We start from the raw sequence: 23,745 nt of genomic DNA on the forward strand, positions 1-23,745 counted from the left end.
TCGGGTTCAGACCTTGCGCGCGAGCCACACGCCCGACACGGCGATCACCATCCCGGCGAGCGCGAACCCGGTCAGCGTCTCGCCGAACAGCAACCAGGCCATCAGCGCGGTCGTCGGCGGCGTGAGGTAGAACAGGCTCGCGACGTTGACCGCGCTGCCGCTGCGGATCAGCAGGTTCAGCAGGCTGATCGCGCCGAGCGACAGCACCAGCACCAGCCAAAGGATCGCGAACACGAACTCGCCGCTCCAGTCGATCTGCATCGTCTCGGTGCGGCTCGCGAAGTATGCCGTGATGAGCAGGCACGGCACGAACTGGATGACCGAGCCGGTGCGCAGGTCGAAGGACGGGCAGAAGCGCTTCTGGTACAGCGTGCCGACCGTGATGCCGGCCAGCGCGGCCAGCGCCGGGGCGAGCATCCAGCCGAGTTGGGCAGACGACCCGTTGCCGAACGCGACCTTGTTGCTGACGACCAGCGTGACGCCGATGAAGCCGAGCGCGAGCCCGGCCCATTGCCGCGCACTGACGCGTTCGCCGAGCAGCCAGCCGGCGCCGAGCGCGGTGAGCAGCGGCTGCATGCCGACGACGAGCGCCGCGACGCCGGTCGGCAGGCCGCGGTGCAGCGTCATGAAGACGCCGCCGAGATAAGTCGCATGCACGAGCAGGCCGGCGACGCCGATATGCGCCGCCTGGCGCCAGTTGCTCGGCCAGCGCGCGCGGGTGGCGAGCGCCAGCACGGCCATCAGCGCGATCACCAGCACATAGCGGGTCGAAAGAAAGGTCAGCGGCTCGGCATAGGGCAGGCCGAACTTCGCGCCGATGAAGCCGGTGCTCCACAGGAGCACGAACAGCAGCGGGGCGGCGGCGGTGAGGGAAGGCGGCAGGGTCGGCATCGGTCAGCGGGCGGCTCGCGCGAGATGGGAAATGGCGGGACCACGCAATCTTACCGTTCATCAATTTGTTTGAGGCCAAACATTGACGAAAAAAAACCGCCTGGCGGGCGGTTTGTCGCAGGCGGCGCGGCGCCTTATTCGTCCATCACCGCCGACGTATAGACTTCCTGGACGTCGTCGAGCGATTCGAGCGCATCGAGCAGCTTCTGCATCCGCTCGGCGTCGTCGCCGGAGAGTTCGGTCTCGTTCTGCGGCTTCATCGTGACTTCGCCGAACTCGGCCCTGAAGCCGGCCTTCTCGAGCGCATCCTTGACGTTCGAGTACTCGTACGGCGCCGTGATGACTTCGATCGAACCGTCGTCGTTGGGGACGACGTCTTCCGCGCCGACTTCGAGCGCCGCTTCCATCAGCGCGTCCTCGCTCGTGCCCGGTGCGAACATCAGCTGGCCGCAGTGCTTGAACTGGAACGCGACGCAGCCGTCGGTGCCCATGTTGCCGCCGTATTTCGAGAATGCGTGGCGCACGTCGGCAACGGTGCGCGTCTTGTTGTCGGTGAGGCAATCGACCATCACCGCCGCCCCGCCGATGCCATAGCCCTCGTAGCGGGCTTCCTCGTAGCTGACGCCGTCGAGCTCACCGGTGCCGCGCTTGATCGCGCGGTCGATGTTCTCGCTGGGCATGTTCTCGGCTTTCGCCTTGTCCACGGCCAGGCGCAGGCGCGGATTGAAGTTCGGATCGCCCCCGCCCATGCGCGCGGCGACGGTGATCTCCTTGATCAGCTTGGTGAATACCTTGCCCCGCTTGGCGTCCTGACGACCCTTGCGGTGCTGAATGTTGGCCCACTTGGAATGACCCGCCATAAAATCCCCGATGCTGCCGATTTCGATTGAAAATGGCGGCCATTATACAGGCGCACGCCCGTCGTGCCCCCGCAGCGCTCGTTCGTGAGGTCTGGTAGAGTGGCGCCGCTCTGTTGGCGCGCTCGCTCCCGATACCCGGCTTGCATTTTCGGCCGGTGCTGCCCGGATTTCGACGGAAGCTGCAGCACCCGGCGGGAGTTTTTTTCGCGCCGCCCGCGCGACGATCGGCCCCCTTGCTCATGATTGCCGTACCCGCCCCGTGATCTGCGGATTTCGCGGGGATTCGAAAACCGACGCCCGAGGAAATTGAAGTGACGGCCAGTTCTCCCCTTGCGTTGCCGTTCGTGCCGCGCCGGGTTTTTCTGTTCAGCGGCCACCGCGTCGACACGCCCGACCGGCGTACGCCACGTTTCCCGGCGGGCCTGGAAGCCGTCGCGGCACGATGTATCGCACAGGCGCTCGAGGCATGGGAGGCCGGCCCCGGCGATCTGGCGCTGGCGCAGGGCGCGAGCGGCGGCGATATCCTGTTTCTCGAAGCGTGCCGCGCCCGCGGCCTGCACGTGCAGATGCTGCTGCCGCTCAACGAGGCGCAGTTCGTCCAATGCAAGATCCTGCCGTCGGTCGACGGCGAGCGCTGGCGGGAGCGCTTCCAGGTATTGAAGGCCGGCCTCGCGTCGCCGCCGCTCGTCATGCCGGCACGGCCGATCACGCTTGCGCACCTCGCGATTCCCGAAAACGCCGGCCCCTGTGAACGCTGCAATCTGTGGTCGCTCGACATCGCCCTCCATTGGGGGGCGGAGAGGCTGCGCTTCCTGTGCCTGTGGAACGGTGGCGGGGCGGACGGGGCCGGCGGCACGGCGCACCTTTACCGTGAAGCCCGGCGCCGTGGTGCACAAGTGGTGTGGCTCGACACGCGCTCCCTGTGGTAAGCCCGGCGCGTTTCGGCAACCCGCGCCAGCTGCGCAGCTGAACGAACGGCCGGCGGCGCCGGACGCCTTCGGCCGAATGCGGGAAAAGTTATTTCGACTTCGCGACCTGCTTTTTCGCGCCGCCCACGGTGAGCTGCTCGCGCAGCTGGGCGACCGATTTATCCCCGATTCCGGGCACTTTCGTCAGATCGTCGACGCTCGCGAAGGCCCCGTTCGACTTGCGGTATTCGATGATCGCCTTGGCCTTCGCCGGCCCGATTCCCTTGACCGTCTCGAGAGCGGCGGCGTCGGCGGTGTTGACGTCGACCGGCGCCTCGGCCAGCGCCGCCAGTGGCGACAGGGCGAGGGCGAAGAGCAGCGAACGGAGCAGTTTGTTCATGTGAGTACCTCCAGGCGGGTTCATGCCATATGGCAAATGCAATCTACGAGTCGCTGCAAACGATGTCAATGACATTTTATCGAGGGCCGCCCGGTCGTTTCGCGGGCAGCAGCGGCTTGGCTGTATCGAGCAGCGCGCGCTCGGCCCGGATTGCGGCCGCAACGCAGGCCCGGGCATTTATTAAGGCGGCAAATAAATACAACCGTTTGCCCTGAGCCCGTCGAAGGGCATCGGCAGGGCTTCGACAGGCTCAGCCCGAACGGTATTTGCCTGTCGGGTTAATATTCCGCTGCGGCGCGTGGTCGGTAGCGGTAAATAGGTAGGCTTCGATTATGCTTGGGGCCATGGAACCGAATCCCGCCGACCCCGCACTGCACGTCCACGGGGCTCTCGTGCCGCATGACGCCGAGATACCTTCCTATCTGCGCCGCGCCTACTCCTGGGCTTATCTCGACCCGCGCACGCTGCGCTGGCTCGATCGGCCCGGCGTCGTCTCGGCGATTCTGTGGGGGAACGCGAATCGCCTGATGCGCGACGCGGTCGCCGAGTTCGCGCCCGGGCAGCGCGTGCTGCAGGCAGCCTGCGTGTATGGCGGATTTTCAGCGCTGCTCGCGCAGCGAATCGGGGCACACGGTGCGCTCGATGTCGTCGACGTCGCCGCGTTGCAGGTCGCGAACGCACGCGGCAAGCTCGCGGGTTTCCGTCAGGCGAAGGTATGGCAGGCGGATCTTTCCGTGCCCGGCTGCGTCGCTGCTGGCGGCTACGATGGGGTGTGCTGTTTCTTCCTGCTGCACGAGGTGCCGGAGGCCGAGCGCTGTCGGATCGTTGACAACCTGCTCGCGGCAGTGCGGCCCGGCGGCAGGATCGTGTTCGTCGACTACCATCGGCCGCGTGGCTGGCACCCGTTGCGCCCGGTGATGTCGCTGGTATTCCGCAGGTTCGAGCCTTATGCGGAATCACTTTTCGGCGCCGCGATCGAGTCGCGCTCGGCGCGCTCGGCCGGCTTCGAATGGACGAAGACCACCTGCTTCGGTGGTCTTTATCAAAAGCTCGTCGGCACGCGGCGAGGTTGAAAACCCCTGCGCCGCGGATCGGCGCGTCAGCGGTTGCGATCGTCCGTCTTGGCGTTGAAGAGTGCCGGACGCGGCTGCGCGCGACGGGTGCTGTCGGGTCGCGGCGCCGGGCGTGCGCTGTCGCTGCGTGGCGTGCCGTTCGGCCCGGCGTTGCGCGGTGCCCGGTTGCCGTCCGCGTCGGGACGTCCGCGGCTGGCTTCGACTTCGCTGCGCGGGGCGCGATTGCCGAAATTGTCGGCGTCGCGTGACCGGGCGGGGGCTCGGGAAGGAGCCGGGTGGGCCGTCTGCCGGCTGGCGGGGCGGTCGGTGCGTGCTTGGCGCGGCGCGTTCGCGTTGTTGTGTCGCGACGGCTGACGCGGTTGCCGCGGGGGACGCGCGTCGCTCTCGTTCGGGTCGACCGGCGCGATTGCGAAGGCCGGCAGCACTTCGCGGTCGATCGTGCGCTTGATCAGCCGCTCGATCGCCGTCAGGTGTTGGCGCTCTTCGGAGTCGATGAACGACACCGCGGCGCCGCTCGAGCCGGCGCGGCCGGTGCGGCCGATGCGATGGACGTAGTCTTCGGGAACGTTCGGCAGTTCGAAGTTCACGACATGCGGCAACTGGTCGATGTCGAGTCCGCGCGCGGCGATGTCGGTCGCGACCAGCACTGGCAGCGAGCCGTCCTTGAATTCGGCCAGCGCGCGGGTACGCGCCGACTGGCTCTTGTTGCCGTGGATCGCCGCCGACGGGATGCCGTGCTTGGCGAGGTATTCGGCGAGCTTGTTGGCGCCGTGCTTGGTGCGGGTGAACACCAGCACCTGATGCCAGTCGTTCTCCTTGACCAGATGCACGAGCAGGTCGCGCTTCTGCTTCTGCGCGACCGAATAGACTGACTGCTGCACGAGTTCGGACGCGGTGTTGCGTCGCGCGACTTCGACGCAGCCCGGATTGTGCAGCAGGCCGTTCGCGAGGCTGCGGATCTCGTCCGAGAAAGTCGCCGAAAACAGCAGGTTCTGGCGCTGCTTCGGCAGCAGCGCGAGGATCTTGCGGATGTCGCGGATGAAGCCCATGTCGAGCATGCGGTCCGCTTCGTCGAGGATCAGGATCTCGACGCCCGACAGGTCGAGCGTCTTCTGGCCGACGTGGTCGAGCAGCCGGCCCGGGGTCGCGACGAGGATGTCGACGCGCTTCTTCAGCGCCTGGATCTGCGGGTTGATGCCGACGCCGCCGAACATCACCATCGACGTGAGCGGCAGATGCTTGCCGTAGGTCTGCACGGACTCCTCGACCTGCGCCGCGAGTTCGCGCGTCGGAGTCAGGATCAGGCAGCGCGGCCGGCCGGCCTTCGGGTTCGCTGGGGGGGTGGCGGACAGACGGTGCAGCACCGGCAGCGTAAAGCCGGCAGTCTTGCCGGTGCCGGTCTGGGCGGCGGCGAGCAGGTCGCCGCCGGCGAGCACCAGCGGGATCGCCTGTGCCTGGATCGGCGTCGGCGTCGTGTAGCCGGATTCGGAAATTGCGCGCAGCAGCGGTTCGGCCAGTCCGAGACCGGCAAAGTTTGCTTCTGATGTCATCGAGAAAATTGCTCCAGCGACGGCCTGTCGCTCAAGCTGAGTGACACCAATCGAGGCGGGCGGGGAAATGAGACCGGAAAAGGTCGTTGGGGACGAGCGTCGCCGATTGGCTGGGCGCACGCAAGAGATGGATTGTACGGGCTTTTGCGGCAGCGCAGCGAAATTCTTGCGCAAAGTGTGGACGATGCGCCACGCTACTCCTTACGTGCAATGTTTCGGCAGCCGATTGGCAGTTATAGTCCTCGTTCTGTCCATGGTTACAGGTGCCGGTCAATGCAAGCTTCCTGTCCGCGTTTGTCACGCCTTCGGTCGCGTCTGGCGCGGCGACTCGGCTTGAAGGCGCTGGCCGCCTGCCTGATTCTCGCGTTCGGCGCCGTCGCCGGTCGCGTCGCGTTCGCGACGTGGAGTTTTCTCGTTGAAGGGAAAGTCGCGGTGGCAACGACTTCCGCCGCCGTGTCGATGGTCGCGTTCGCGCTCGCGTGGCGCGGCCTCGGGTGGCTGCTCTCGCCGGCTGCGTGCCCTGCCGGCGTTCGCCTGCCGCGCGAGGCGGCGCGCTCGCTCCATGCGATGATCGACCAGATGAGCCAGCGCTTCGGCGGGATTCCCGTCGACGCGGTGTGGATCGGTGGCGACATGAACGCTGCGATCCTGCAACGGCCGCGCTGGGGCTGGGTCGGCCCGATCGAGACGCATCTGATCATTGGCCTGCCGCTTGCCCATAGCGTGTCGCGACGCCAGTTCTGCGCGATCCTCGCTCACGAATTCGCCCATCTGGCGTGCCAGCGGCAGCGGCTCGACGCCTGGTGGGGGCACTTGCGCGCGTGGTGGTTCCGCGTGCTGGACCGCTGCATCGACGGCATTCCGCTGCTCGGGCGCGGATTCGAATGGGGGTTCGCCGGCGATCTGCGTGAGGCGCTGCGCCTCGCGCGCCTCGAAGAGTTCGAAGCCGATGCGGTCGCCGCGCGCGTCGTCGGCGCGCAGCTGGTCGGCGAAGCGCTCGTCGAAGTCGCGCTGAAAGAGCGTTTTCTCAGCGAGGATTACTGGCGCAAAGTCATGGCACAGAGCCGGCTGCAGCCGGAACCGTCGATTCGCCCGTACCGGGACATGGGGCTCGGGATGATGGCGGGTTTCAGGCGGCCGATGCCGGGATTGCTTGATCTGAGGCGCTGGATGGCGGGTGACGAAGAGCAGGCTCCAGGCGCCAGTTTTCACCCGACGGTCGCCGAGCGCTTGCGTGCGCTGCGCGTGCGCGCCGCGGTGTCGCACGGCGAGCGCAAGTCGGTCGCCGACGCCTGCCTCGCGCCGCTGCTGCCGACGCTGGCGTGGGTCTTCGACCGCGCGTGGTGGGAGGACTCGCGCCTCGCGTGGCGGGGCTGTTACCAGCTGTCGCGCCCGCGTTGAGGTGCGATGATCAGCGCTCGTCGCGTTTCGCGCGGGCGGCGTCGAGAAATTCGCACAGCTGCGCGGCGCCGTCGAGAATCCGCGGCGTGTGGCGCTGGATGAGTTCGGGCGGCACGAAGTAGAGGTTCCCGGCGCGGCTCGCCGCCAGCCCCGGCCAGCGTTTCCATCGATCGAGCCATTCCGGGCGCGCCTCGCCCATGCCGCTGGCGACGATCACTTCCGGATCGGCCGCGAGCACGCTTTCGACGCCGATCGCTGGCGCGAGCTGCGCCAGCGCGCCGAACACGTTCCTGCCGCCGCACAGACGTATGACGTCGGAAATCAGGTGTTCGTCGTTGATCGTCATCAGCGGATCGTCCCAGATCTGGTAGAACAGCGGCACCGCTGGGCGCTGGCCGTAACGCCGAGCGAGCTCCGTCCTGCGCGCGCGAAACGCCTCGGCCGCGGCGTGGCCGGCCTGGTCGCTGCCGGTGAGGCGGCCAAACGTCTCGAGGCTGTGCGCGACGTCGTCGAGACTGCGCGGTTCGTTGAGGAACACCGGGATCCCGAGCGCCTCGAGCTTGGCGAGATGCGCGTTGCGATTGCCGCTGTGCCACGCGATCACGAGGTCTGGCTGCAACGCCGCGACCGCCTCCATATCCACGTTGCTGTAGCCGCCAACGCGCGGCAGCGCCTTCGCCGCGTCGGGGAAGTCGCTGTACTCGACGACGCCGACGATCCGTCCCCCCGCGCCCGCCGCGAACAACAGCTCGGTGACGTGCGGCGCGAGGCTGACGATGCGCCGAGCCGGCTGCGCGAGCTGCACGCGCCGTCCGGTGTCGTCCTCGACGACGAGTTCGGCGCGCAGCGGAGCGGCGAGCAGGAGGCAAAGGCAGAGTGTTGCGGGGATGCGAAGCGGGGTCATCGGAAGTACCGTGAAGCCGGCGCCAGGCTCGATCGGCCTGGAAATCGTCGGCGGAGCTTATCTAATCGGCGATAATCGGCCGCTTTCAACGAAGCGGGATTTTACGCGATGCCACATGCCGTTGCGCTGATGGTTCAGGGGACGACGTCGGACGCCGGGAAAAGCACGCTCGTCGCCGGCCTCGCCCGGGTGCTGTTCCGCCGCGGCGTGCGCATCGCGCCGTTCAAGCCGCAAAACATGGCGTTGAATTCCGCCGTGACCGTCGACGGCGGCGAGATCGGCCGCGCTCAGGCGCTGCAGGCGCTGGCCGCAGGGCTTGAGCCGCATAGCGATTTCAATCCGGTGCTGCTGAAGCCTTCTACCGACGTCGGCGCGCAGGTCGTCATCCACGGCCGCGTCGCGCTGAGCCTGTCGGCGCGCGACTACCATGCGTACAAGCCGACGGCGATGGCGGCGGTGATGGCGTCGTGGGATCGCCTCGTCACCGCCTACGAGTGCGTGCTCGTCGAAGGGGCAGGCAGTCCCGCGGAAATCAACCTGCGCGACCGCGACATCGCGAACATGGGGTTCGCGGAAGCCGCGGACGTGCCGGTGATCCTCGTCGCCGACATCGACCGCGGCGGAGTATTCGCGCATCTGGTCGGCACGCTGGAACTGCTGTCGCCGTCCGAGCAGGCGCGCGTCAAGGGTTTTGTCATCAACCGCTTTCGCGGCGACCTCGGGCTGCTGCAGCCCGGGCTCGACTGGCTCGAAGCGCGCACCGGGCGGCCGGTGCTCGGCGTGCTGCCGTACCTGCACGGGCTGTTCCTCGACGCCGAGGACGGCCTCGCCGATGCCCGCGCGGACAAGGGCGAAGCGCGCCTCACCGTGGTCGCGCCGGTCTATCCGCGCATCTCGAACCACACCGACTTCGACGCGCTGCGCCTGCACCCGCAGGTCGATTTCCGCTGGGTCGGCCCCGGCCAGGCGATGCCCGCGGCGGACCTGATCGTCCTGCCCGGTTCGAAGAGCGTGCAGGCGGACCTCGCGTGGCTGCGCGCGCAGGGCTGGGACGCGGCGATCCTGCGGCACCTGCGCTACGGCGGCAAGCTCGCCGGCATCTGCGGCGGCTTCCAGATGCTCGGTCGATGGCTGCACGATCCGCTCGGCGTCGAAGGCGGCGCCGGCAGCACCGCCGGGCTCGGCCTGCTGGACATGGAAACGACGCTTGCAGCCGAAAAGCGCCTCGAGAACGTGTGCGGCACGCTGAACCTCCCCGGCTCGCCCGCTGCGGCAGGCTACGAGATCCACATGGGCGTGAGCGGAGGGGCAGCGCTCGACCGGCCGGCGCTGCAGTTCGCCGACGGACGCGGCGACGGCGCACTGTCGGCGGACGGCCAGATCCTCGGTACGTATCTCCATGGGCTCTTCGACACTCCCGCCGCGCTGTCGGCGCTGCTCGCGTGGGCGGGGGCGGGCGAAGTCGAAACCGTCGATCTCGCCGCACGGCGCGAAGCCGACCTCGACCGGCTTGCCGACGCGATCGAGCGCCATCTCGACCTCGGCCGGCTGTTTCCCGCCGAGTGGGTCCGCAGGTGACGCCGGCGACGTTCCGGACGCCATTGCCCGGGCGCGCCTGAAAGGCGTCAGCGGCCGGTGAAGCGCGGCGGGCGCTTGGCGAAGAACGCTTCGAGCCCTTCGCGGTAGTCCGCAGTGTCGAGGAACGCGAAGGCGGCGCGCTTCTCGTCTGCGCCGAGCGGCTCGTCCCGCATCAGCCGGTGCACCCACTGCTTGTGCCAGCGCGCGACGAGCGGAGCGCCGGCGGCGATGCGGGCCGCGCTCGCCTGCGCTTCGTCGATCACTTTCTCGTCGTCGACGATCCGCGTCAGCAGGCCTTTCTGCAGCGCTTCACGCGCCGTCAGGATCCGGCCTTCGAGCAGGATCTCGAGCAGCACCGCCGGGCCGACGAGCTCGAGCAGCCCGGCCATCTCGCCCGGATACATCGAGAAGCCGAGGCGGTTGATCGGAGCGCCGAAGCGCGCCGATTCGCCGGCGATGCGCAAGTCGCAGCAGCCGGCGATCTCGAGGCCGCCGCCGACGCACGCGCCCTGGATCGCCGCAACGGTTGGAACCGGGCACGCACGGATCGCGTCGAGCGCGGCCGCGACGAGCCCGTCGTGGTAGTGCAGCGCGTCCTCGACCGTCGCGCGCACGGTGAGGAATTCCTCGATGTCGCCGCCCGCGGCGAAAGCCTTGTCGCCGTCGCCGCGCAGGATCACGCAGCGCAGCCCGTCGTCGGCCGCGATCCGTTCGAACGATTCGTGCAGCGCGATCCACATCGCCGAGTCGATCGCGTTGAGCTTGCCGGGGTTCGACAACACGAGGGTCGCGACCCCGTCGCCGGACGAAAAAACGATCCGGCCTTTCATTGCGCGTTGCCGTATGGAATATTCAACATGCTGTTTTCGCTTGTATTTTTTGCAATCAAAAATTCTCTTATGCGTTACAAAAAAACTTCCATACCCCACGGTATGGAGTGATTTAGATGATATATCATCCGCTCCAGTCACGACTGCGTCAGACGGTCGGGTGGAAAAATGAAGGTGAAGGTGGAGGCAGTCGGGTTTTCGTTGCTTTCTTACTTTGGGAGAGGTGAAAGTGTCCAGTTCCATGTATGCGCATATCAGGCGCAATCCGCGTTTTACGGAACTCGTTTCGAAGCGCACCCGCTTTGCGACGATCCTGTCGGCGATCGTGCTGACGATCTTCTACGGCTTCGTGCTGCTCGTGGCGTTCGCGCCCGATCTGATCGGCTCGCGCCTGTCCGGTACCAGCAACCTGACCTTCGGCGTCGCTGCCGGCCTGTTCCAGTTCATCTTCTTCTGGGTGCTGACCTTCATCTACGTGCGCCGCGCGAACGGCGAGTTCGACGACATCAACAATGAAATCGTGCGTGCCGCATGGAAGGACGAAAAATGAGGAAATCATCCTTCCTGTCGCGTCTCGCCGGCGGCCTGCTGCCGCTGGGGTTCGCTGCTTCGGCGTTCGCCGGTGACGCGATCGAGGCCACCGAGAAGCAGGGCGTCAATCTCACCGCGATCGGCATGTTCTTCGTCTTCGTGTTGATGACGCTCGGCATCACCTACTGGGCGGCGAGCCGCACCAAGTCGACGGCCGATTTCTACACCGCCGGCGGCGGCATCACCGGCTGGCAGAACGGGCTGGCGATCGCCGGCGACTACATGTCGGCGGCGACGCTGCTCGGCCTGACCGCGATGATGTACACGCAGGGCGTCGACGCGTACATCTACATGATCGCGTTCTTCGTCGGCTGGCCGATCATCCTGTTCCTGATGGCCGAACGCCTGCGCAACCTCGGCAAGTTCACGTTCGCCGACATTACCGCGTACCGCCTCGACCAGGGCAAGGTGCGCACGATGGCGGCGGTCAGTTCGCTGACGGTGGTGTGCTTCTATCTCGTCGCGCAGATGGTCGGCGCCGGTCAGCTGATCAAGCTGCTGTTCGGCCTCGACTACGTCTATGCGCTGTTCGTCGTCGGCGCGCTGATGATGGTGTACGTGACGTTCGGCGGCATGGTCGCGACGACCTGGGTGCAGATCATCAAGGCCTGCATGCTGCTGATCGGCGGCACGACGGTGATGCTGCTCGCGTTCAGCCAGTTCGGTTTCAGCTTCGACGAGCTGACGACGCGCGCGATGGAAATGCACAAGCTCGGCGACAAGCTGCTCGCCCCGGGGAGCCTGCTCGCCGATCCGGTGACTGCGATCTCGCTCGGCCTCGGGCTGATGTTCGGAACGGCCGGCCTGCCGCACATCCTGATGCGCTTCTTCACCGTCACCGACGCGAAGGAAGCGCGCAAGTCGGTGCTCTACGCTTCGGGCATCGTCGCGTACTTCTTCAACGTCATCGCGATCATGGGCCTGTGCGCGATCCTGATCGTCGGCACGAACCCGGCGTTCTTCGAAGGCGGCGAGCTCGGCGGCAAGGTCATCGGTGGCGGCAACATGATCGCGATGCACCTCGCGAGCGCCGTCGGCGGCAACCTGCTGCTCGGCTTCCTGTCGGCAGTCGCGTTCGCGACGATCCTCGCGGTCGTTGCCGGCCTCGCGCTCGCCGGCGCCTCGGCGATTTCGCACGACATCTACTCGCGCGTGATCATGAAAGGCAAGGCGTCCGAAACCACCGAGCTGAGAGTGTCGAAGTTCGCGACGATCGGCCTCGGCGTCGTCGCAGTGCTGCTCGGCATCGCGTTCGAGAAGATGAACATCGCGTTCATGGTCGCGCTCGCGTTCGGCGTCGCGGCATCGGCCAACTTCCCGGTGCTGATCCTGTCGATGTACTGGAAGGGCCTGACGACCCGCGGCGCGTTGTGGGGCGGCTACTCCGGCCTCGTCAGCGCGGTGATGTTCGTCGTGCTGTCGAAGTCGGTGTGGGTGGACGTGCTCGGCAATGCCTCGGCGATCTTCCCCTACACACAGCCGGCGCTGTTCTCGATGCCGATCGCGTTCCTGCTGACGATCATCGTGTCGAAGCTCGACATGAGCGCGCGCGCCAAGCGCGAGATCGAAGCTTTCGACGATCAGTACGTGCGTGCGCAGACCGGTGTCGGAGCGGCGACCGCGTCCAGCCACTGAGTCCGGGTACCGGAGATACCGCCGCGCTTCGGCGCGGCGGCACGACCCCCGTCAGGCATTGCCCGGCGGGGGTTTTGTCTTTTCGCCCCGCCTGCGTCACTCGCCGAAAGCGGCAGCGGTCTGTACCGCTGCAACTTGTCCGGCGGAACGGGCCAGCTGGGGGCACAGCCCCAATACGGCGCAGGCGTCGCTTTTGGTCAGGTCGTGGCCCAGCATCAGCCGCACGTCGACGGCGAGATCGTTCGACGCGGTGGCCCGGACTGCCGGCCGGAACGGCAGGCGGGCGGCGAACGCAGTGGCCGCTTCGCGGTAGCCGTCGCGGTATTCGACGAAGGACGCGGCCTGGTCGAACGGGCGGCTGTTCGTCAGGCGCGGGCGCGCGGCCCCCTGCTGTTCGAGCAATCCGGCAAGCCGCCGAGCGAGGCCTTCGCCGCCGTGACCGTTCGAAATCTCGTGGCGCGCCGGCCGGGACGCTGACGGACGAGGCGCAGCAGCCGGGCGCAGGTCATCGGTGAGGTTCGGGGTGGCAGCGCGAGCGGCGAGCGGCTCAGTCGCCCGGGGGAGCGCAGAAGGGCGCGCGGCGGCGGTGATGATCGCGGCTGCCTCGACGACCGCCGTTTCACGCCTTGGCGGCCCATTGAGCAGTTCGAAGACGTTTTCGGCGACTTTCACGAGCCTTGCGCGCGGCGTCGTCCTGACCGCAGGTCCGGCAATCGCTGCGGCCGGCGCGGGTGCTGGCGCAGCGGCTTGCGCCAACGCAGGGATCGGCGTCGCTGTGCCCGGCAGATCGGCGGCAATGGTGCCGACCGTGACCGATGGCCCCGCGGCAGTTGAGGGGAGCGGGGCTGCTGACAGCGCCGGGAACGGCTGCGCGGGTCCGGCTTCAGCCGGAGGCACGGACTGCGCGACATTCAGGATTGGGGCGGGTGCAGCAGGCGAGGCCCCGCTTGCCCGCGCGTTGGCGAACTCCGCTTTGTCCTGCATGCCGAGGCGTCGGTAAACCGTTGCCAGGTTGGTCCATGCGCGACGGTTGTTGCCGTCGAGTTCGACGGCCCGGCGCAGCGACGTCGCTGCGGCGTCGTGCCGTCCTGCGAGCAGCAGCGCGTAGCCGAGATTGTTGTACAGGTGGCTCGCCGCGGGGGCGAGACTCACCGCCCGTTCGAGTGCCCGCAAACCGTCCTCGAACCGGCCGAGCGCGGCCTGCAGCGAGCCGAGCGCGTTCCACGCCGCAGCGTGTTCAGGGTCGGCATCCAGGGCTTCGCGGTACGCGGCGATCGCTTCTTCATTGGCGCCCCGCCTCTCCTTGTAACGCCCGAGCGCGAAATAGCCGGCCGCGTCGTTCGTGGCGCCATGGTGCACGCTTTGCACCGGCGCAATTTTCCAGGCGTTTTCCGGCATCACCGGGTTCGTGCTGCACGCGCTGACCAAAAGCGCGGCGAGCACCGGGTTCAACGCGAGTACGCGCTTTTTCATCGTGCTTCTCCTCGCGTCAGCCGCCGCTGGTTCCCGCCATCGTCGGCAGCAGGATGCGGTACACCTGGATCATCGCCGGCCCGAGCAGCACGAGCATCAGCGACGGAAAGATGAAGAAGATCAGCGGGAACAGCAGCTTCAGCGCGATCTTCGCTGCGGCTTCCTCGGCGCGCTGGCGGCGCCGCGTGCGCAACATGTCGGAGTGGATGCGCAGCGATGTCGCGATGCTCGTGCCGAAGCGCTCCGCCTGGATCACCATCGCGACGAAACCTTCGACTTCCTCGACGCCGGTCCGGGCGGCGAGATTGCGCAGCGCTCGCGCCCGTTCGAGGCCCGCACGCAGTTCCAGCGTCACGAGATGCAGCTCTTCGGCGAGCGCTTCGCTCTTGTGCTGCATCTCGTCGGCGACGCGCACCAGCGCCGCCTCGACGCCGAGACCGGCTTCGACACACACCGTCATCAGGTCGAGCGCATCCGGGAAAGTCTCGAAAATCTCGCGTTGGCGCACGAAGATCAGCCGGTTCAGGACGATGTTCGGCACGTAATAGCCGAACGCCGCCGCGAGCAGCACGACCAACAGCGTGCCCTGGAACTGCAGCGACGGCGTCGACACCAGCACTGTGGAATACGCGAGCAGCGGCAGCCCGAGCGCGAGGACGGTCTTGACGCCGAAGAACGCGAGCGGCGCGGCGGCGTGGCGGATGCCGGCGTGCATGAAGCGCGCGCGCAGCGCCGACATGTCCTCGCTGTCCTCCGGCGTCGATAGCTTCGCGAAGGGTTTCGTCAGCTTGACGGTGCGTTCGATCCAGGCGTCGGCCCCCGGTCCGACGGTCGACTTGCCGCCCCCGAGTGCCTGCAGCCGGTCCGCGGTCGCCGAGCGCGAGAACAGGCTCATGACAAAGAACGCGCCCGCCGTCACCGCGACGAAGAGCAGCCCGAGAAATCCGATCTGCGTGTAGTCCATGTCCCGTTCTCCCGTCTTCCGCCGCTACACGCGGATGCGGATGATCTTGCGCATCCACACCACGCCCAGCACCATCATCCCCATGGCGCCGTAGATGAAGTTGATCCCTGCCGGGTCTTCCCACAGCACTTTCATGAAGCCGGGGTTGACGATGTTGATCAGCGCCGCGGTCGCGAACGGCAGGCAGCCGAGGATCCACGCCGACAGCTTCCCTTCGGCCGACAGCGTGCGGATCTCGCCGTACAGCTTCAGCCGCGCGCGCACGATCTTGCTGATGTTGTCGAGCAGCTCCGCGAGATTGCCGCCCGAATCGCGCTGGATCAGCACCGCAATGACGAAGTAGCTGAGGTCGGTGCTGTCGGTGCGCGAAGCGAGGTTCAGCATCGCCGTCTGCTGCGGCACGCCGTAGTTCATCTCGTCGAACAGGATGCGGAACTCGCCGCCGATCGGGTCCTTCATCTCCTCGGCGACCATCTTGATCGCGGTCGGAAACGCGTGTCCGGCGCGCAATGCGCGGCCCATCAGGTCGAGCGCTTCGGGCAGCTGCAGCTCGAAGCGCTGCATGTGCTGGTTGCGCGCGCGCATCACGTACAGCGTCGGCAGCGCCCCGAGCACCGCGGCGAAGCCGGCGCCGAGGAACAGCGGCCGGTTCAGCAGCAGCGGCAACGTGAAGCCGAGCGCCGCGAGCGCGACCGTCCAGCCGGCGAACTGCGCCAGCGTCAGTTGCAGGCGCGACTGCACGATGAGCCGGTTGATGCCGTGAAGTTGCGGCACGGCCGCGAGGAGGCGGTCGCCGGCGGCCGAGCCCGCGGCGTTCTGCTCCTTGTACAGCGACGCCGGCCGGGCGCTGCGCACGCCGCTCGCGACTTCGTCGAGGCGGCGGTTGAGCCGCTTCGCGTCGGCGCTGTGGCTCGACGCCCACCACAGGTAGGCGCCTTCGAGGAACAGCACGACCGTGATGAAGGTCGCGAGGGCGAAGAGCAGCGTCAGGATGTCCATCGTGTTCTCACTCGAAGCGCCGCCCGGGGTTGAACATGTCCTCGGGCAGGCGGATGCCGAACGAGCGCAGGCGTTCGGCGAAATGCGGGCGCACGCCGGTCGCGGTGAAGTAGCCCTGCACTTCGCCGGTCTCCGAAATGCCCGTCTGACGGAACGCGAAGATCTCCTGCATCGTGATCATCTCGCCTTCCATGCCGGTGATCTCCTGGATGCTGATGACTTTGCGCTTGCCGTCGGTCAGCCGGCTCGCCTGCACGATCAGGCCGATCGCGCTGGCGATCTGCGCGCGCGCGACTTTCGGTGGCAGGTTCGCGTCGGACATGCCGATCATGTTCTCCATGCGGCCGAGCGCATCACGCGGCGTGTTCGCGTGCACCGTCGTCATCGAGCCTTCGTGGCCGGTGTTCATCGCCTGCAGCACGTCGAAGGCTTCGGCGCCACGCGTCTCGCCGAGGATGATCCGGTCCGGGCGCATGCGCAGCGCGTTCCTCACCAGCGCGCGCTGCGAGACTTCGCCTTTGCCCTCGATGTTCGGCGGCCGCGTCTCGAGCCGCACGACGTGCGGCTGCTGCAGCTGCAGCTCCGCCGCGTCCTCGATCGTGACGATGCGCTCGTCGGCAGGGATGTTCGCGGTCAGGATGTTCAGCAGCGTCGTCTTGCCGCTGCCGGTGCCGCCCGAGATCAGGATGTTCACTTTTGCGCGCGCGAGGCCCGCGAGGAGCTCGCCCATCTCCGGCGTCAGCGCCTTGAAGCCGATCAGCTTCTCCATCGTCAGCGGCACCGCGGCGAAGCGGCGGATCGACACCACCGGCCCGTCGAGCGCGAGCGGCGGGATGATCGCGTTCACGCGCGAGCCGTCCGGCAGGCGCGCGTCGACCATCGGGCTCGACTCGTCGACGCGCCGCCCGACGCGCGACACGATCTTGTCGATGATCTTCATCAGGTGCGCGTCGTCGCTGAACGTGACGGGGGTCAGCTCGATCTTGCCGTGCCGCTCGACGTAGATCTGCTGCGAGCCGTTGATCAGGATGTCCGACACCGTCGGGTCCGCGAGCAGCGGCTCGATCGGCCCGAGCCCGAGCATCTCGTACTGGATGTCGCGCACGAGGTCGCGCCGCTCGTTCGTGTTGATGACGACGTTTTCTTCGGCGAGCAGGCGCTCGACCATCAGCCGCAATTCGTCCCGCAACTGCTCGGGAGCGAGGTTCTCCATCGCCTCGAGGTCGATGCGCGACAGCAGCAGCTGGTGGATGCGCATCTTCAGCGTCTGATACGCCTTGTTCGCGTGGGGGTCGGGCGCCGCCGCCGGACGCATCACGGTGTCGGTCGGGACTGATTCGAGGCGCTGTCGCAAGCTCATTTCACGTTCCTTTCAATAGTCATCCGCGTGCCGCGCTCAATGCGTCGCGAACAGGCGCGACAGCCAGCCCTTGCTCGCTTTTTCCGGGTCGTCGACGAGCGAGTCGGCGATTTCGCGCAGCGCTTTCGTCACCGGGCTGTTCTTCGCCAGCCGCGCGATCGGCTCGCCCTGGTTCACCGACGCCGCGACCGTGTCGTAGCTGTTCGGCACCGTCTTGAACAGCTTCGCCTTCACCGTGCGCTCGACGTCCTGCAGGCTGATCTCGCTGTTCTTGTGCTGGCGATTGACGACCAGACCGACTTTCGACATCGGGTAGCCGAGCGACACGAACACCTCGACGAGCCGCTTCGCTTCGCGGATGAACGGCAACGTCAGCTGGACCACCGGAAAGATCATGTCGGCCATGTCGAACGGCTTCAGGCTCACCGCGTCGAGCGAGCGCCCGACATCGACGATGACGAAGTCGTAGTTCGTGCGCGCGACCTTGAGGATCGCCTCGACGTGCTCGGGACGGACGTCGGTCGAGTGGGCCGGGTCGTCAGGCGCCGCGAGCAGGTGAAAGCCGGGCGCAACCTCGAGCATCGCCGATTGCAGGAAGGCGGCATCGAGCCGGTGGATCTGCTGGCACACCAGTGCCAGATTGCTCGCCGGCTTCAGGTCGGTGACGTACATCGCCGCGTCGCCGAACTGCAGGTTCAGGTCGATCAGCGCGACGCGCTTGCCGTGCACCGCCGCGAGGACCCAGGCGAGATTCGTCGCGAGGAACGTCGCGCCGCTGCCGCCCTTGCAGGAGGTCAGGGCGAGGATCTTGCCGTTGGTCGCGCTGCCGCCCCGCTTGCGCAGGATGCGCGCCAAGGCAGCGTGCAATGCCTCGGGCGACGGCGAACTCGGCAGCACTTCGCGCACCCCGGCACGGAACGCCTGCAGCAGGAAGTCCGACGACGTGTCGGCCGTGATGACGATCGGCTCGATCTGCGGGTAGCGCAGCGTCAATTGCTCGAGCGCATCGAGGTTCGCCGGGCGGAATGCGTCGAGTACGACGACGTCCGGCACCGTGCCATTGACTGCGCCGAGCGGTTCGCTCGACGTCGCGTGACCGACAGCGACGTCCATCAACTTGCCCGCCTGCGCGAGCGTCGCCCGCAGACGCTCGGCGCTGTCGTGGTTGTCGGAAAGGATTCGGATTTTCATGAGGGCTTCCTCTGTGGCATCCGTTCATTCGTCAGAGACACACCGGGTTGGCGACGTCATCGATCGAGCTTGCGAGGCTTTCGCGCGGGAGGGTGGTCGCGAATGCCGGCAGGCTCAGGCTGAGTGGAACGAGCGGAATGTAAGTGGCGATTGGTACGGGTTCGATCCGGACCGTTATCTCGTCGCAGGTCTCGGGGCCGCAGCCCGTGGGCGTGTACAAGATCGTGATCTTGTCGCTCGGAACCGTCGGAAACAGACTTGTCATTTTGGCCTTGATTGCTGAGTCGGCAACATCACAGACAACGGCGATACGTGCACCGAGGCGTGTCGCCTCCGTCGCCGTGTTCCAGTAAAAGAAGACGCGGCCCATTTCCATTACGCCGATCAGCAGGGTGAAGAAAAGTGCTGCGACAAGCGCAAACTCGATGGCGGCTACGCCCCGCTGTGTGCGTTTTCCAGTTTCTTCGGAGAAGCCCCGCCTCATCACAGCACCTGTCTCATGGTTACGCTGATGTCGCCGAAGGTCATGTTGGGCGCGACGAAAGGCACCAGTGAGACGAACTGATATCCGGCGACCGTCACGCTTACCAGGTTGATCACACCACTTCCCGTCGCCTGGTTCTGATGGGTCGTCGGACTGCTGATCTGGTCGTGGACCCGGATATGGTCAGTTGTCAGGCCGGGAGCGAGAGGACTTCCGCTGCATGTGCGATTGCCATATACAGCGAGGCATTTGGCTGTGCCGGATCCCTCCCCGGGGCCCTTTTGCGTCAAATAGCGGGCGGCATCGCGAGCCGATTTGGCGAGCGTGTTGTACTGGTACATTGCTCGACCGAATTCCGTGATGCCGAACGCGATCAATAAGAGCGGAATCATTACCAGAGCAAGTTCGACCGCTACCGCGCCGCGCTGCCTATGTCGCATTCTCATCGTCGTGTCCTATTGGACAAGTGAGGGTACAAGCGGGCCGATACTGCCCGGGCCTCCCACTGAGCCGGACGTCGCGCACGGGCTCGACGGATCTGTCGCGCTGCCGCGGTATTCCAGCCAGACCTCTTCCCCTGAAGCAGGGCCGTTGTCATTGCTCAGGGGATGGAGCATCAGTACACAGGCATAGCCGAGAATCGGAACGGTCTGTGGATTCGAAGTTTTCCAGCTCTCGCAATCCACGACCGGCACCACTACGGTCCGGCGATCTGCACCGAAATTCTTGTGACCGGATTGATCGATCGGGTTATAGCCATTTAACGCAGGCCCTTGATAGGGGCTGTATTGCGACCGCGCCGTGCGATAGTTCGAAATGTCGCCAGCGCCCGCATAGGCATTGAACTTCGCGGGCCACGACGCGGCGGTGTAGCTCATTCCGGTCCAGTCGGGTGGCGCGGAACTGAACGAATCGCTGCCTTTGTAAAGACCGAAACGTGTGTTCCACGCTTTGCCGAGCGACGCGATATTGCCCTGCTGCCCGACCTGGGTTCCCGTGCCTGCAGGCGGAAGGGCGCATTGCCCCGAGCCTTTCAGGATTTCGGCGAGTTCACTCGCGCCTCCGCCGTCGTTCGGACTGAAGTCGATCCAGTCGAAACTCCCTGTTGCTGATTCGGTCAGCTTGCTCGTCACCCATTGGCCGACTTGAAGACCGTCGAGCGGAGAACTGACGGGTGCCGCGGGCGGTTTGCACAGACCGATCGGAATCGCACAACTTGTTTGAGCATTGCGCAAAGTGGCAACCGCATATGCCGAAACATCCTTGGGACCTTGTCCGAGGACTTGCATGAACCAGGGAGGAATGTCCTCCGCACGGGCGATGCACATGACGAACCGGGAGCTCACGTCGGCGCTTCCGCTCGGCTGATATGCCGCGTTGGGGGCGAGCGCGGTGTAGAACCGGACGTCCCCGGGAGCAATCGAAATTGCAGTGTCCTGGAAGTCGTGTGAATTTCGCGCTGCAACCGCAATTCCGGCGGCGACCGCATTATCCAGATAGCTTGCGGAGCAGAGCCCCGCAGAAGGATCGCAGGTGAGTTCGCGCGAGGCGGCCAGCGCGCAGGCATCGGCTGCGTTCTGCAGCTCTGTCTTATTCACGTAGAGGTGGCTGAGGTCGAGCGCGAGGCCCGCGAAGCCGACGAGCGCCACAAGTGAAAGGGCCGTGATGATCGCGACCACACCGCGCTGTGATTCACGACCCGCGTGACGATTCCGCATAGCGCCGCTCCCGTCCCTTATTTGTCACTGCCCCGAAGCACCGATGCCGATCGTCATAATGCTCGCCTGCGGTTCGGGGGTCGTGTAGCTCTTTGCATACTCACCCATCGCACCTTGCGCCGCCTTGCCATCGATACCAGCGACGGGATCGGTGTTTTTCGACGCCTCGGGGAAAATAATTTGCTGCGCTGCGGTCGTGCGTGCAGCTTCACCGAAGCGCGAATCCCAGTTCGGTGAGGTGGCGACGCAGCCCGTAAGGGCGAGCGCTGCGAGCGCGGCAGTCAGTCTTGCGAATGCATTCATGGTCTGCTCCTCATTTCGGCTCAAAGCCGCCGCGGGCGGAATTTTCCGCACCGGGCAAGAGATCAAGATGGTCCGCCGGAGCGCGCCCCTCGCCTTCGATTTTTCCGCGCCAGATCACATCACTGCGGCTCGGTTCGACGTAGTTGTCGGTCGGCAGCGCGTAGTCCTCGGGCAGCGGCTTGACCAGGCGCGGAGTGATGACGAATACGAGTTCGGAGCGGTCGGTCTGGAACTCGGTGCTGCGGAACAGCGCGCCGAGCACGGGCAACTCGCCGAGGAACGGGAACGCCCGGATGTTCGTCGTCGTGTTGTTCTTGATCAGGCCGCCGATCGCGAAGCTCTGGCCGTCCCGAAGCTGGACCGTGGTGAAAGCGCGGCGCGTCGTGAAGGAAGGCAGGATCGCGAGGCCGTTCACCCCCGGGGCGCTCAACCCGACGCCTTCGCGGTTCAGTTCTGAGACCTCCGGTCGCACGGCGAGGTTGATGCGCCCGCCTTCGAGCACCGTCGGCGTGAATTTCACCGAAACGCCGAACTCCTTTTCCTCCAGCGTCACCGTCCTCGTCCCGCCGTCGTTTTGCGAGACGGGGATGAAGATCTTGCCACCGGCGAGGAAGCTGCCTTCCTGGCCGCTGATCGCCATGACCGTCGGTTCGGCGAGAATCTTGACGAGACCATCGTTCTTTTGCGCATCGACGCCGATCAGCGTGCTGTTCTTGCCCGAGATCAGCGGTACGGTCGTCGCGTCGCCGCCGATCGTCGCGTTGCCGATCGGCGCCGTGATCGCGCTGGTGCCGCTGGCGTTGCTGATCGAATCGACGATGCCGCCGCCGACGCGTGCGCCGACGGTTCCCGACACCTGTCCCCCGACTGGGCTCTTGCCTCCGAACACGCCCGACAGGAAGCGGATCATCGTGCCGTCCCCCGCGGCATAGGCGCGGGAGAAATCGATGCCGAATCGGTCCATCACCGCTTTCGACACCTCGGCGACTTTCACTTCCAGCATCACCTGCTGGGGCGCTCCGACGCGGAGCATGTTGAGGACGCGCGCGTTGCGCCCGTTTTCTCCCCCGCCGCCATCGCGAACGTATGCGGATGCAATCTCGACGGCTCGATCGACCTTCGTCGCATCGCTGACAGTCCCGGTCAGCACGAGCGAGTCGTATGCCGAACTGACCTTGATCCCGGTTTCGTCCGGGAGCAGCGCTGTCAAGGCGCCCTGCACCGAAGTCACGTCCATCGCAACCGTGACGTCGAGCGCGGTGCAGCCGCCTGAGCGGTCGACGAGCACGACGTTCGTCGAGCCGACGCTCTTGCCGAGCAGATAGATCTCGTTCGGGCTCAACAGCAGCACGTCGACCTGCGCGACGCCGGGCCGGCCGTCGCTCTGCTTTGCCTGCTGTGCGCCCTTGTCGTCCTTTGCCGGTTCCGCGCTTGGGCGCGCCGCCTGCGCATTGTCGGGGTTCCCGAGCAGGATGCGGGTGACCGGGACTTCCGGCCGGATCACCGACGATTTGCCGACGGGGATCGTGACCATCGGGGCGATTTCGACGCGCCCGCAGGGCGAACCGTTCGTGGTCGCGACGGAGACCCTCGGCGCTGCGGGTGAGGTGCCGATGGCTGCGGGCGCCGAGGCCGGCAGCAGCAGCGCCAGCGCTATGAAAGCTCCGGCCCGTATGGAACGATGACGTCTGTGTAGGTTGTTCGTGCTCATGATGTTCCCTGCGCTCGGCAATCGTTTGGAAGCGATTAGAAGCATTCGTTGACCTTGGAGACGCCGCGGATCACCTCGACGCAGACCTGCTGCTTCGGGGCGACCGTGGGGGCAGGGGGTTTTGCAGCAACGCGGCGCGGTGCGGCAGGCTTGGCCGGCGGTGCTGCGGGAGGCTCGTCGAATGTGCGCAGCAGCATCGCTTTCGTGATGCCCACCGTGTCCGTCGGGTTCGAGTCGATCTGGTTGCGCAGCACCAGCGACAGGTTGCCGACGCTGCGCGCGAGGTCGAGCCGCTCAGCCTGTTCGGGCGTCACTTCGAGCGTCACCGCATTGACGACTTTCGGCTTCGTCTCGTCGCGGTTCGCTTCCTGCGCGACGGCGAGCACGAGGATGCGTTCGAGGACGATCTTCGAGATCATCTGGTCCGTATTGTTGCGGTTCGCGCCGGTGTTTTCGGTATTGACCATGATGTCGACGTAGTTGCCGGGCAGCGTGAAGCCGGCGACGCCGATGACGTCATTGACGCGCACGGTGATCGCGCGCTTGCCTTCCGGCACTACCGCGGACAGGCCGCCTTTCGTGCCCTCCGGTGCGAGGCGCGATTCGAGGACCGGTTCGCCGGGCTGGATGCCGGTGATCGCGACGCGGCCGTCGAGCTTCGCGAGGTCGTTGAACGCGCCGGCCGGGATGCTGCCGGACGGCCATTCGACGAGGCGGATCGCCTCCGGCGCGATGCGGCTGCCGAGCTGCAGCTCGACGGCGGCGACCGCGATGCGATTGCCGTCGCCGGCGGACTTCGCCTGCAGCCAGCGCGTGCCGAGCACGACTGCCGCAAGGCCGGCGAGCATCGCGACCAAAAGAAAGCCCATCCCTTTTGCCTTCATGTGCATCCCCTTGTTTCATGTCGCGGCGCATGCCCGG

General features: G+C 66.3%; 23 protein-coding genes. 6 read left to right on the forward strand and 17 right to left on the reverse strand.

Going from position 1 to position 23,745, the window contains the following annotated elements; all coding sequences use genetic code 11:
• Positions 1-6: 6 nt before the first annotated feature.
• Both GO608_RS04820 and GO608_RS04825 read right to left on the reverse strand, forming a co-directional pair.
• Positions 7-891: a DMT family transporter gene (locus GO608_RS04820; protein WP_169197239.1), complete on the reverse strand. Its 885-nt coding sequence runs from the start codon at positions 889-891 to the stop codon at positions 7-9.
• A gap of 134 nt (positions 892-1,025) precedes the next feature.
• Positions 1,026-1,751 carry a YebC/PmpR family DNA-binding transcriptional regulator gene (locus tag GO608_RS04825; protein WP_169197238.1) on the reverse strand — a complete coding sequence of 242 codons (726 nt, stop codon included), beginning with the start codon at positions 1,749-1,751 and terminating at the stop codon, positions 1,026-1,028.
• A 311-nt stretch (positions 1,752-2,062) separates the two neighbouring features.
• On the opposite strand from GO608_RS04825, the gene GO608_RS04830 reads away from it, so the two are divergent.
• Entirely contained in the window at positions 2,063-2,680 is a 618-nt protein-coding gene (locus GO608_RS04830) for a hypothetical protein (RefSeq protein ID WP_169197237.1), read from the forward strand.
• Positions 2,681-2,768: 88 nt separating this feature from the next.
• On the opposite strand, the gene GO608_RS04835 is transcribed toward GO608_RS04830, so the two are convergent.
• The gene (locus tag GO608_RS04835; protein ID WP_169197236.1) at positions 2,769-3,059 is read right to left on the reverse strand and encodes a ComEA family DNA-binding protein; all 291 of its coding nucleotides are present in this window, start codon (positions 3,057-3,059) and stop codon (positions 2,769-2,771) included.
• A 344-nt stretch (positions 3,060-3,403) separates the two neighbouring features.
• On the opposite strand from GO608_RS04835, the gene rquA reads away from it, so the two are divergent.
• A complete protein-coding gene (gene rquA / locus GO608_RS04840) occupies positions 3,404-4,132 on the forward strand; it encodes a rhodoquinone biosynthesis methyltransferase RquA (protein WP_247002871.1) in 729 nt (242 codons plus the stop codon).
• Between the two features lie 26 nt (positions 4,133-4,158).
• Here the strand turns inward: rquA and GO608_RS04845 are convergent, their stop codons facing one another.
• Positions 4,159-5,682 carry a DEAD/DEAH box helicase gene (locus GO608_RS04845; protein ID WP_169197234.1) on the reverse strand — a complete coding sequence of 508 codons (1,524 nt, stop codon included), beginning with the start codon at positions 5,680-5,682 and terminating at the stop codon, positions 4,159-4,161.
• Between the two features lie 333 nt (positions 5,683-6,015).
• Between GO608_RS04845 and GO608_RS04850 the strand changes: the two genes are divergently transcribed.
• A complete protein-coding gene (locus tag GO608_RS04850) occupies positions 6,016-7,083 on the forward strand; it encodes a M48 family metallopeptidase (RefSeq protein ID WP_247002873.1) in 1,068 nt (355 codons plus the stop codon).
• 10 nt (positions 7,084-7,093) lie between these two features.
• On the opposite strand, the gene GO608_RS04855 is transcribed toward GO608_RS04850, so the two are convergent.
• The gene (locus GO608_RS04855) at positions 7,094-7,987 is read right to left on the reverse strand and encodes a cobalamin-binding protein (RefSeq protein WP_169197232.1); all 894 of its coding nucleotides are present in this window, start codon (positions 7,985-7,987) and stop codon (positions 7,094-7,096) included.
• A 108-nt stretch (positions 7,988-8,095) separates the two neighbouring features.
• Between GO608_RS04855 and GO608_RS04860 the strand changes: the two genes are divergently transcribed.
• Positions 8,096-9,565 carry a cobyric acid synthase gene (locus GO608_RS04860; RefSeq protein ID WP_169197231.1) on the forward strand — a complete coding sequence of 490 codons (1,470 nt, stop codon included), beginning with the start codon at positions 8,096-8,098 and terminating at the stop codon, positions 9,563-9,565.
• A 47-nt stretch (positions 9,566-9,612) separates the two neighbouring features.
• Here the strand turns inward: GO608_RS04860 and GO608_RS04865 are convergent, their stop codons facing one another.
• Entirely contained in the window at positions 9,613-10,395 is a 783-nt protein-coding gene (locus GO608_RS04865) for an enoyl-CoA hydratase/isomerase family protein (protein ID WP_169197230.1), read from the reverse strand.
• 229 nt (positions 10,396-10,624) lie between these two features.
• Between GO608_RS04865 and GO608_RS04870 the strand changes: the two genes are divergently transcribed.
• Both GO608_RS04870 and GO608_RS04875 read left to right on the forward strand, forming a co-directional pair.
• Entirely contained in the window at positions 10,625-10,945 is a 321-nt protein-coding gene (locus GO608_RS04870; protein WP_343316760.1) for a DUF485 domain-containing protein, read from the forward strand.
• Entirely contained in the window at positions 10,942-12,621 is a 1,680-nt protein-coding gene (locus GO608_RS04875) for a cation acetate symporter (protein WP_169197229.1), read from the forward strand. The genes GO608_RS04870 and GO608_RS04875 overlap by 4 nt, the downstream gene beginning before the upstream one ends.
• Positions 12,622-12,717: 96 nt before the next feature.
• Here the strand turns inward: GO608_RS04875 and GO608_RS04880 are convergent, their stop codons facing one another.
• From GO608_RS04880 to cpaB, 11 genes are read right to left on the reverse strand one after another with little or no spacing between them, the layout of a single operon-like run.
• On the reverse strand, positions 12,718-14,094 hold the full coding sequence (locus tag GO608_RS04880) for a LytR C-terminal domain-containing protein (RefSeq protein ID WP_169197228.1): 1,377 nt from the start codon (positions 14,092-14,094) through the stop codon (positions 12,718-12,720).
• Positions 14,095-14,110: 16 nt separating this feature from the next.
• Entirely contained in the window at positions 14,111-15,058 is a 948-nt protein-coding gene (locus GO608_RS04885) for a type II secretion system F family protein (RefSeq protein WP_169197227.1), read from the reverse strand.
• 24 nt (positions 15,059-15,082) lie between these two features.
• Entirely contained in the window at positions 15,083-16,057 is a 975-nt protein-coding gene (locus GO608_RS04890) for a type II secretion system F family protein (protein ID WP_169197226.1), read from the reverse strand.
• A gap of 7 nt (positions 16,058-16,064) precedes the next feature.
• Positions 16,065-17,417, reverse strand: a complete 1,353-nt coding sequence (locus GO608_RS04895; protein WP_169197225.1) for a TadA family conjugal transfer-associated ATPase — start codon at positions 17,415-17,417, stop codon at positions 16,065-16,067.
• Between the two features lie 36 nt (positions 17,418-17,453).
• On the reverse strand, positions 17,454-18,608 hold the full coding sequence (locus GO608_RS04900; RefSeq protein ID WP_169197224.1) for a CpaE/TadZ family protein: 1,155 nt from the start codon (positions 18,606-18,608) through the stop codon (positions 17,454-17,456).
• A gap of 31 nt (positions 18,609-18,639) precedes the next feature.
• Positions 18,640-19,092 (reverse strand): TadE/TadG family type IV pilus assembly protein, encoded by a 453-nt coding sequence (locus GO608_RS04905; protein ID WP_169197223.1) that lies wholly within the window; start codon positions 19,090-19,092, stop codon positions 18,640-18,642.
• On the reverse strand, positions 19,092-19,538 hold the full coding sequence (locus tag GO608_RS04910) for a TadE/TadG family type IV pilus assembly protein (protein ID WP_169197222.1): 447 nt from the start codon (positions 19,536-19,538) through the stop codon (positions 19,092-19,094). Before GO608_RS04910 ends, GO608_RS04905 begins: the two co-directional genes overlap by 1 nt.
• Positions 19,539-19,547: 9 nt before the next feature.
• Positions 19,548-20,810, reverse strand: a complete 1,263-nt coding sequence (locus GO608_RS04915) for a pilus assembly protein TadG-related protein (RefSeq protein ID WP_169197221.1) — start codon at positions 20,808-20,810, stop codon at positions 19,548-19,550.
• A gap of 24 nt (positions 20,811-20,834) precedes the next feature.
• Entirely contained in the window at positions 20,835-21,113 is a 279-nt protein-coding gene (locus GO608_RS04920) for a pilus assembly protein (protein WP_169197220.1), read from the reverse strand.
• A gap of 10 nt (positions 21,114-21,123) precedes the next feature.
• Positions 21,124-22,824 (reverse strand): type II and III secretion system protein family protein, encoded by a 1,701-nt coding sequence (locus tag GO608_RS04925; protein ID WP_169197219.1) that lies wholly within the window; start codon positions 22,822-22,824, stop codon positions 21,124-21,126.
• 35 nt (positions 22,825-22,859) lie between these two features.
• A complete protein-coding gene (gene cpaB, locus GO608_RS04930) occupies positions 22,860-23,708 on the reverse strand; it encodes a Flp pilus assembly protein CpaB (RefSeq protein ID WP_169197322.1) in 849 nt (282 codons plus the stop codon).
• Positions 23,709-23,745: the final 37 nt, after the last annotated feature.

This window comes from Aromatoleum buckelii, assembly GCF_012910785.2.
GTDB classification, from domain to species: Bacteria; Pseudomonadota; Gammaproteobacteria; order Burkholderiales; family Rhodocyclaceae; genus Aromatoleum; species Aromatoleum buckelii.

Bases quoted from the DNA above. Each gene is read 5' to 3' on its own strand.
- GO608_RS04925 (WP_169197219.1), bottom strand. From the start codon at position 22,824: ATGAGCACGAACAACCTACACAGACGTCATCGTTCCATACGGGCCGGA.
- GO608_RS04865 (WP_169197230.1), bottom strand. From the start codon at position 10,395: ATGAAAGGCCGGATCGTTTTTTCGTCCGGCGACGGGGTCGCGACCCTC.
- GO608_RS04875 (WP_169197229.1), top strand. From the start codon at position 10,942: ATGAGGAAATCATCCTTCCTGTCGCGTCTCGCCGGCGGCCTGCTGCCG.
- GO608_RS04895 (WP_169197225.1), bottom strand. From the start codon at position 17,417: ATGAGCTTGCGACAGCGCCTCGAATCAGTCCCGACCGACACCGTGATG.
- GO608_RS04860 (WP_169197231.1), top strand. From the start codon at position 8,096: ATGCCACATGCCGTTGCGCTGATGGTTCAGGGGACGACGTCGGACGCC.
- GO608_RS04885 (WP_169197227.1), bottom strand. From the start codon at position 15,058: ATGGACTACACGCAGATCGGATTTCTCGGGCTGCTCTTCGTCGCGGTG.
- GO608_RS04915 (WP_169197221.1), bottom strand. From the start codon at position 20,810: ATGCGGAATCGTCACGCGGGTCGTGAATCACAGCGCGGTGTGGTCGCG.
- GO608_RS04920 (WP_169197220.1), bottom strand. From the start codon at position 21,113: ATGAATGCATTCGCAAGACTGACTGCCGCGCTCGCAGCGCTCGCCCTT.
- GO608_RS04905 (WP_169197223.1), bottom strand. From the start codon at position 19,092: ATGAGGCGGGGCTTCTCCGAAGAAACTGGAAAACGCACACAGCGGGGC.
- GO608_RS04900 (WP_169197224.1), bottom strand. From the start codon at position 18,608: ATGAAAATCCGAATCCTTTCCGACAACCACGACAGCGCCGAGCGTCTG.
- GO608_RS04825 (WP_169197238.1), bottom strand. From the start codon at position 1,751: ATGGCGGGTCATTCCAAGTGGGCCAACATTCAGCACCGCAAGGGTCGT.
- GO608_RS04880 (WP_169197228.1), bottom strand. From the start codon at position 14,094: ATGAAAAAGCGCGTACTCGCGTTGAACCCGGTGCTCGCCGCGCTTTTG.
- GO608_RS04835 (WP_169197236.1), bottom strand. From the start codon at position 3,059: ATGAACAAACTGCTCCGTTCGCTGCTCTTCGCCCTCGCCCTGTCGCCA.
- GO608_RS04845 (WP_169197234.1), bottom strand. From the start codon at position 5,682: ATGACATCAGAAGCAAACTTTGCCGGTCTCGGACTGGCCGAACCGCTG.
- cpaB (WP_169197322.1), bottom strand. From the start codon at position 23,708: ATGAAGGCAAAAGGGATGGGCTTTCTTTTGGTCGCGATGCTCGCCGGC.
- GO608_RS04910 (WP_169197222.1), bottom strand. From the start codon at position 19,538: ATGAGAATGCGACATAGGCAGCGCGGCGCGGTAGCGGTCGAACTTGCT.
- GO608_RS04820 (WP_169197239.1), bottom strand. From the start codon at position 891: ATGCCGACCCTGCCGCCTTCCCTCACCGCCGCCGCCCCGCTGCTGTTC.
- rquA (WP_247002871.1), top strand. From the start codon at position 3,404: ATGGAACCGAATCCCGCCGACCCCGCACTGCACGTCCACGGGGCTCTC.
- GO608_RS04890 (WP_169197226.1), bottom strand. From the start codon at position 16,057: ATGGACATCCTGACGCTGCTCTTCGCCCTCGCGACCTTCATCACGGTC.
- GO608_RS04855 (WP_169197232.1), bottom strand. From the start codon at position 7,987: ATGACCCCGCTTCGCATCCCCGCAACACTCTGCCTTTGCCTCCTGCTC.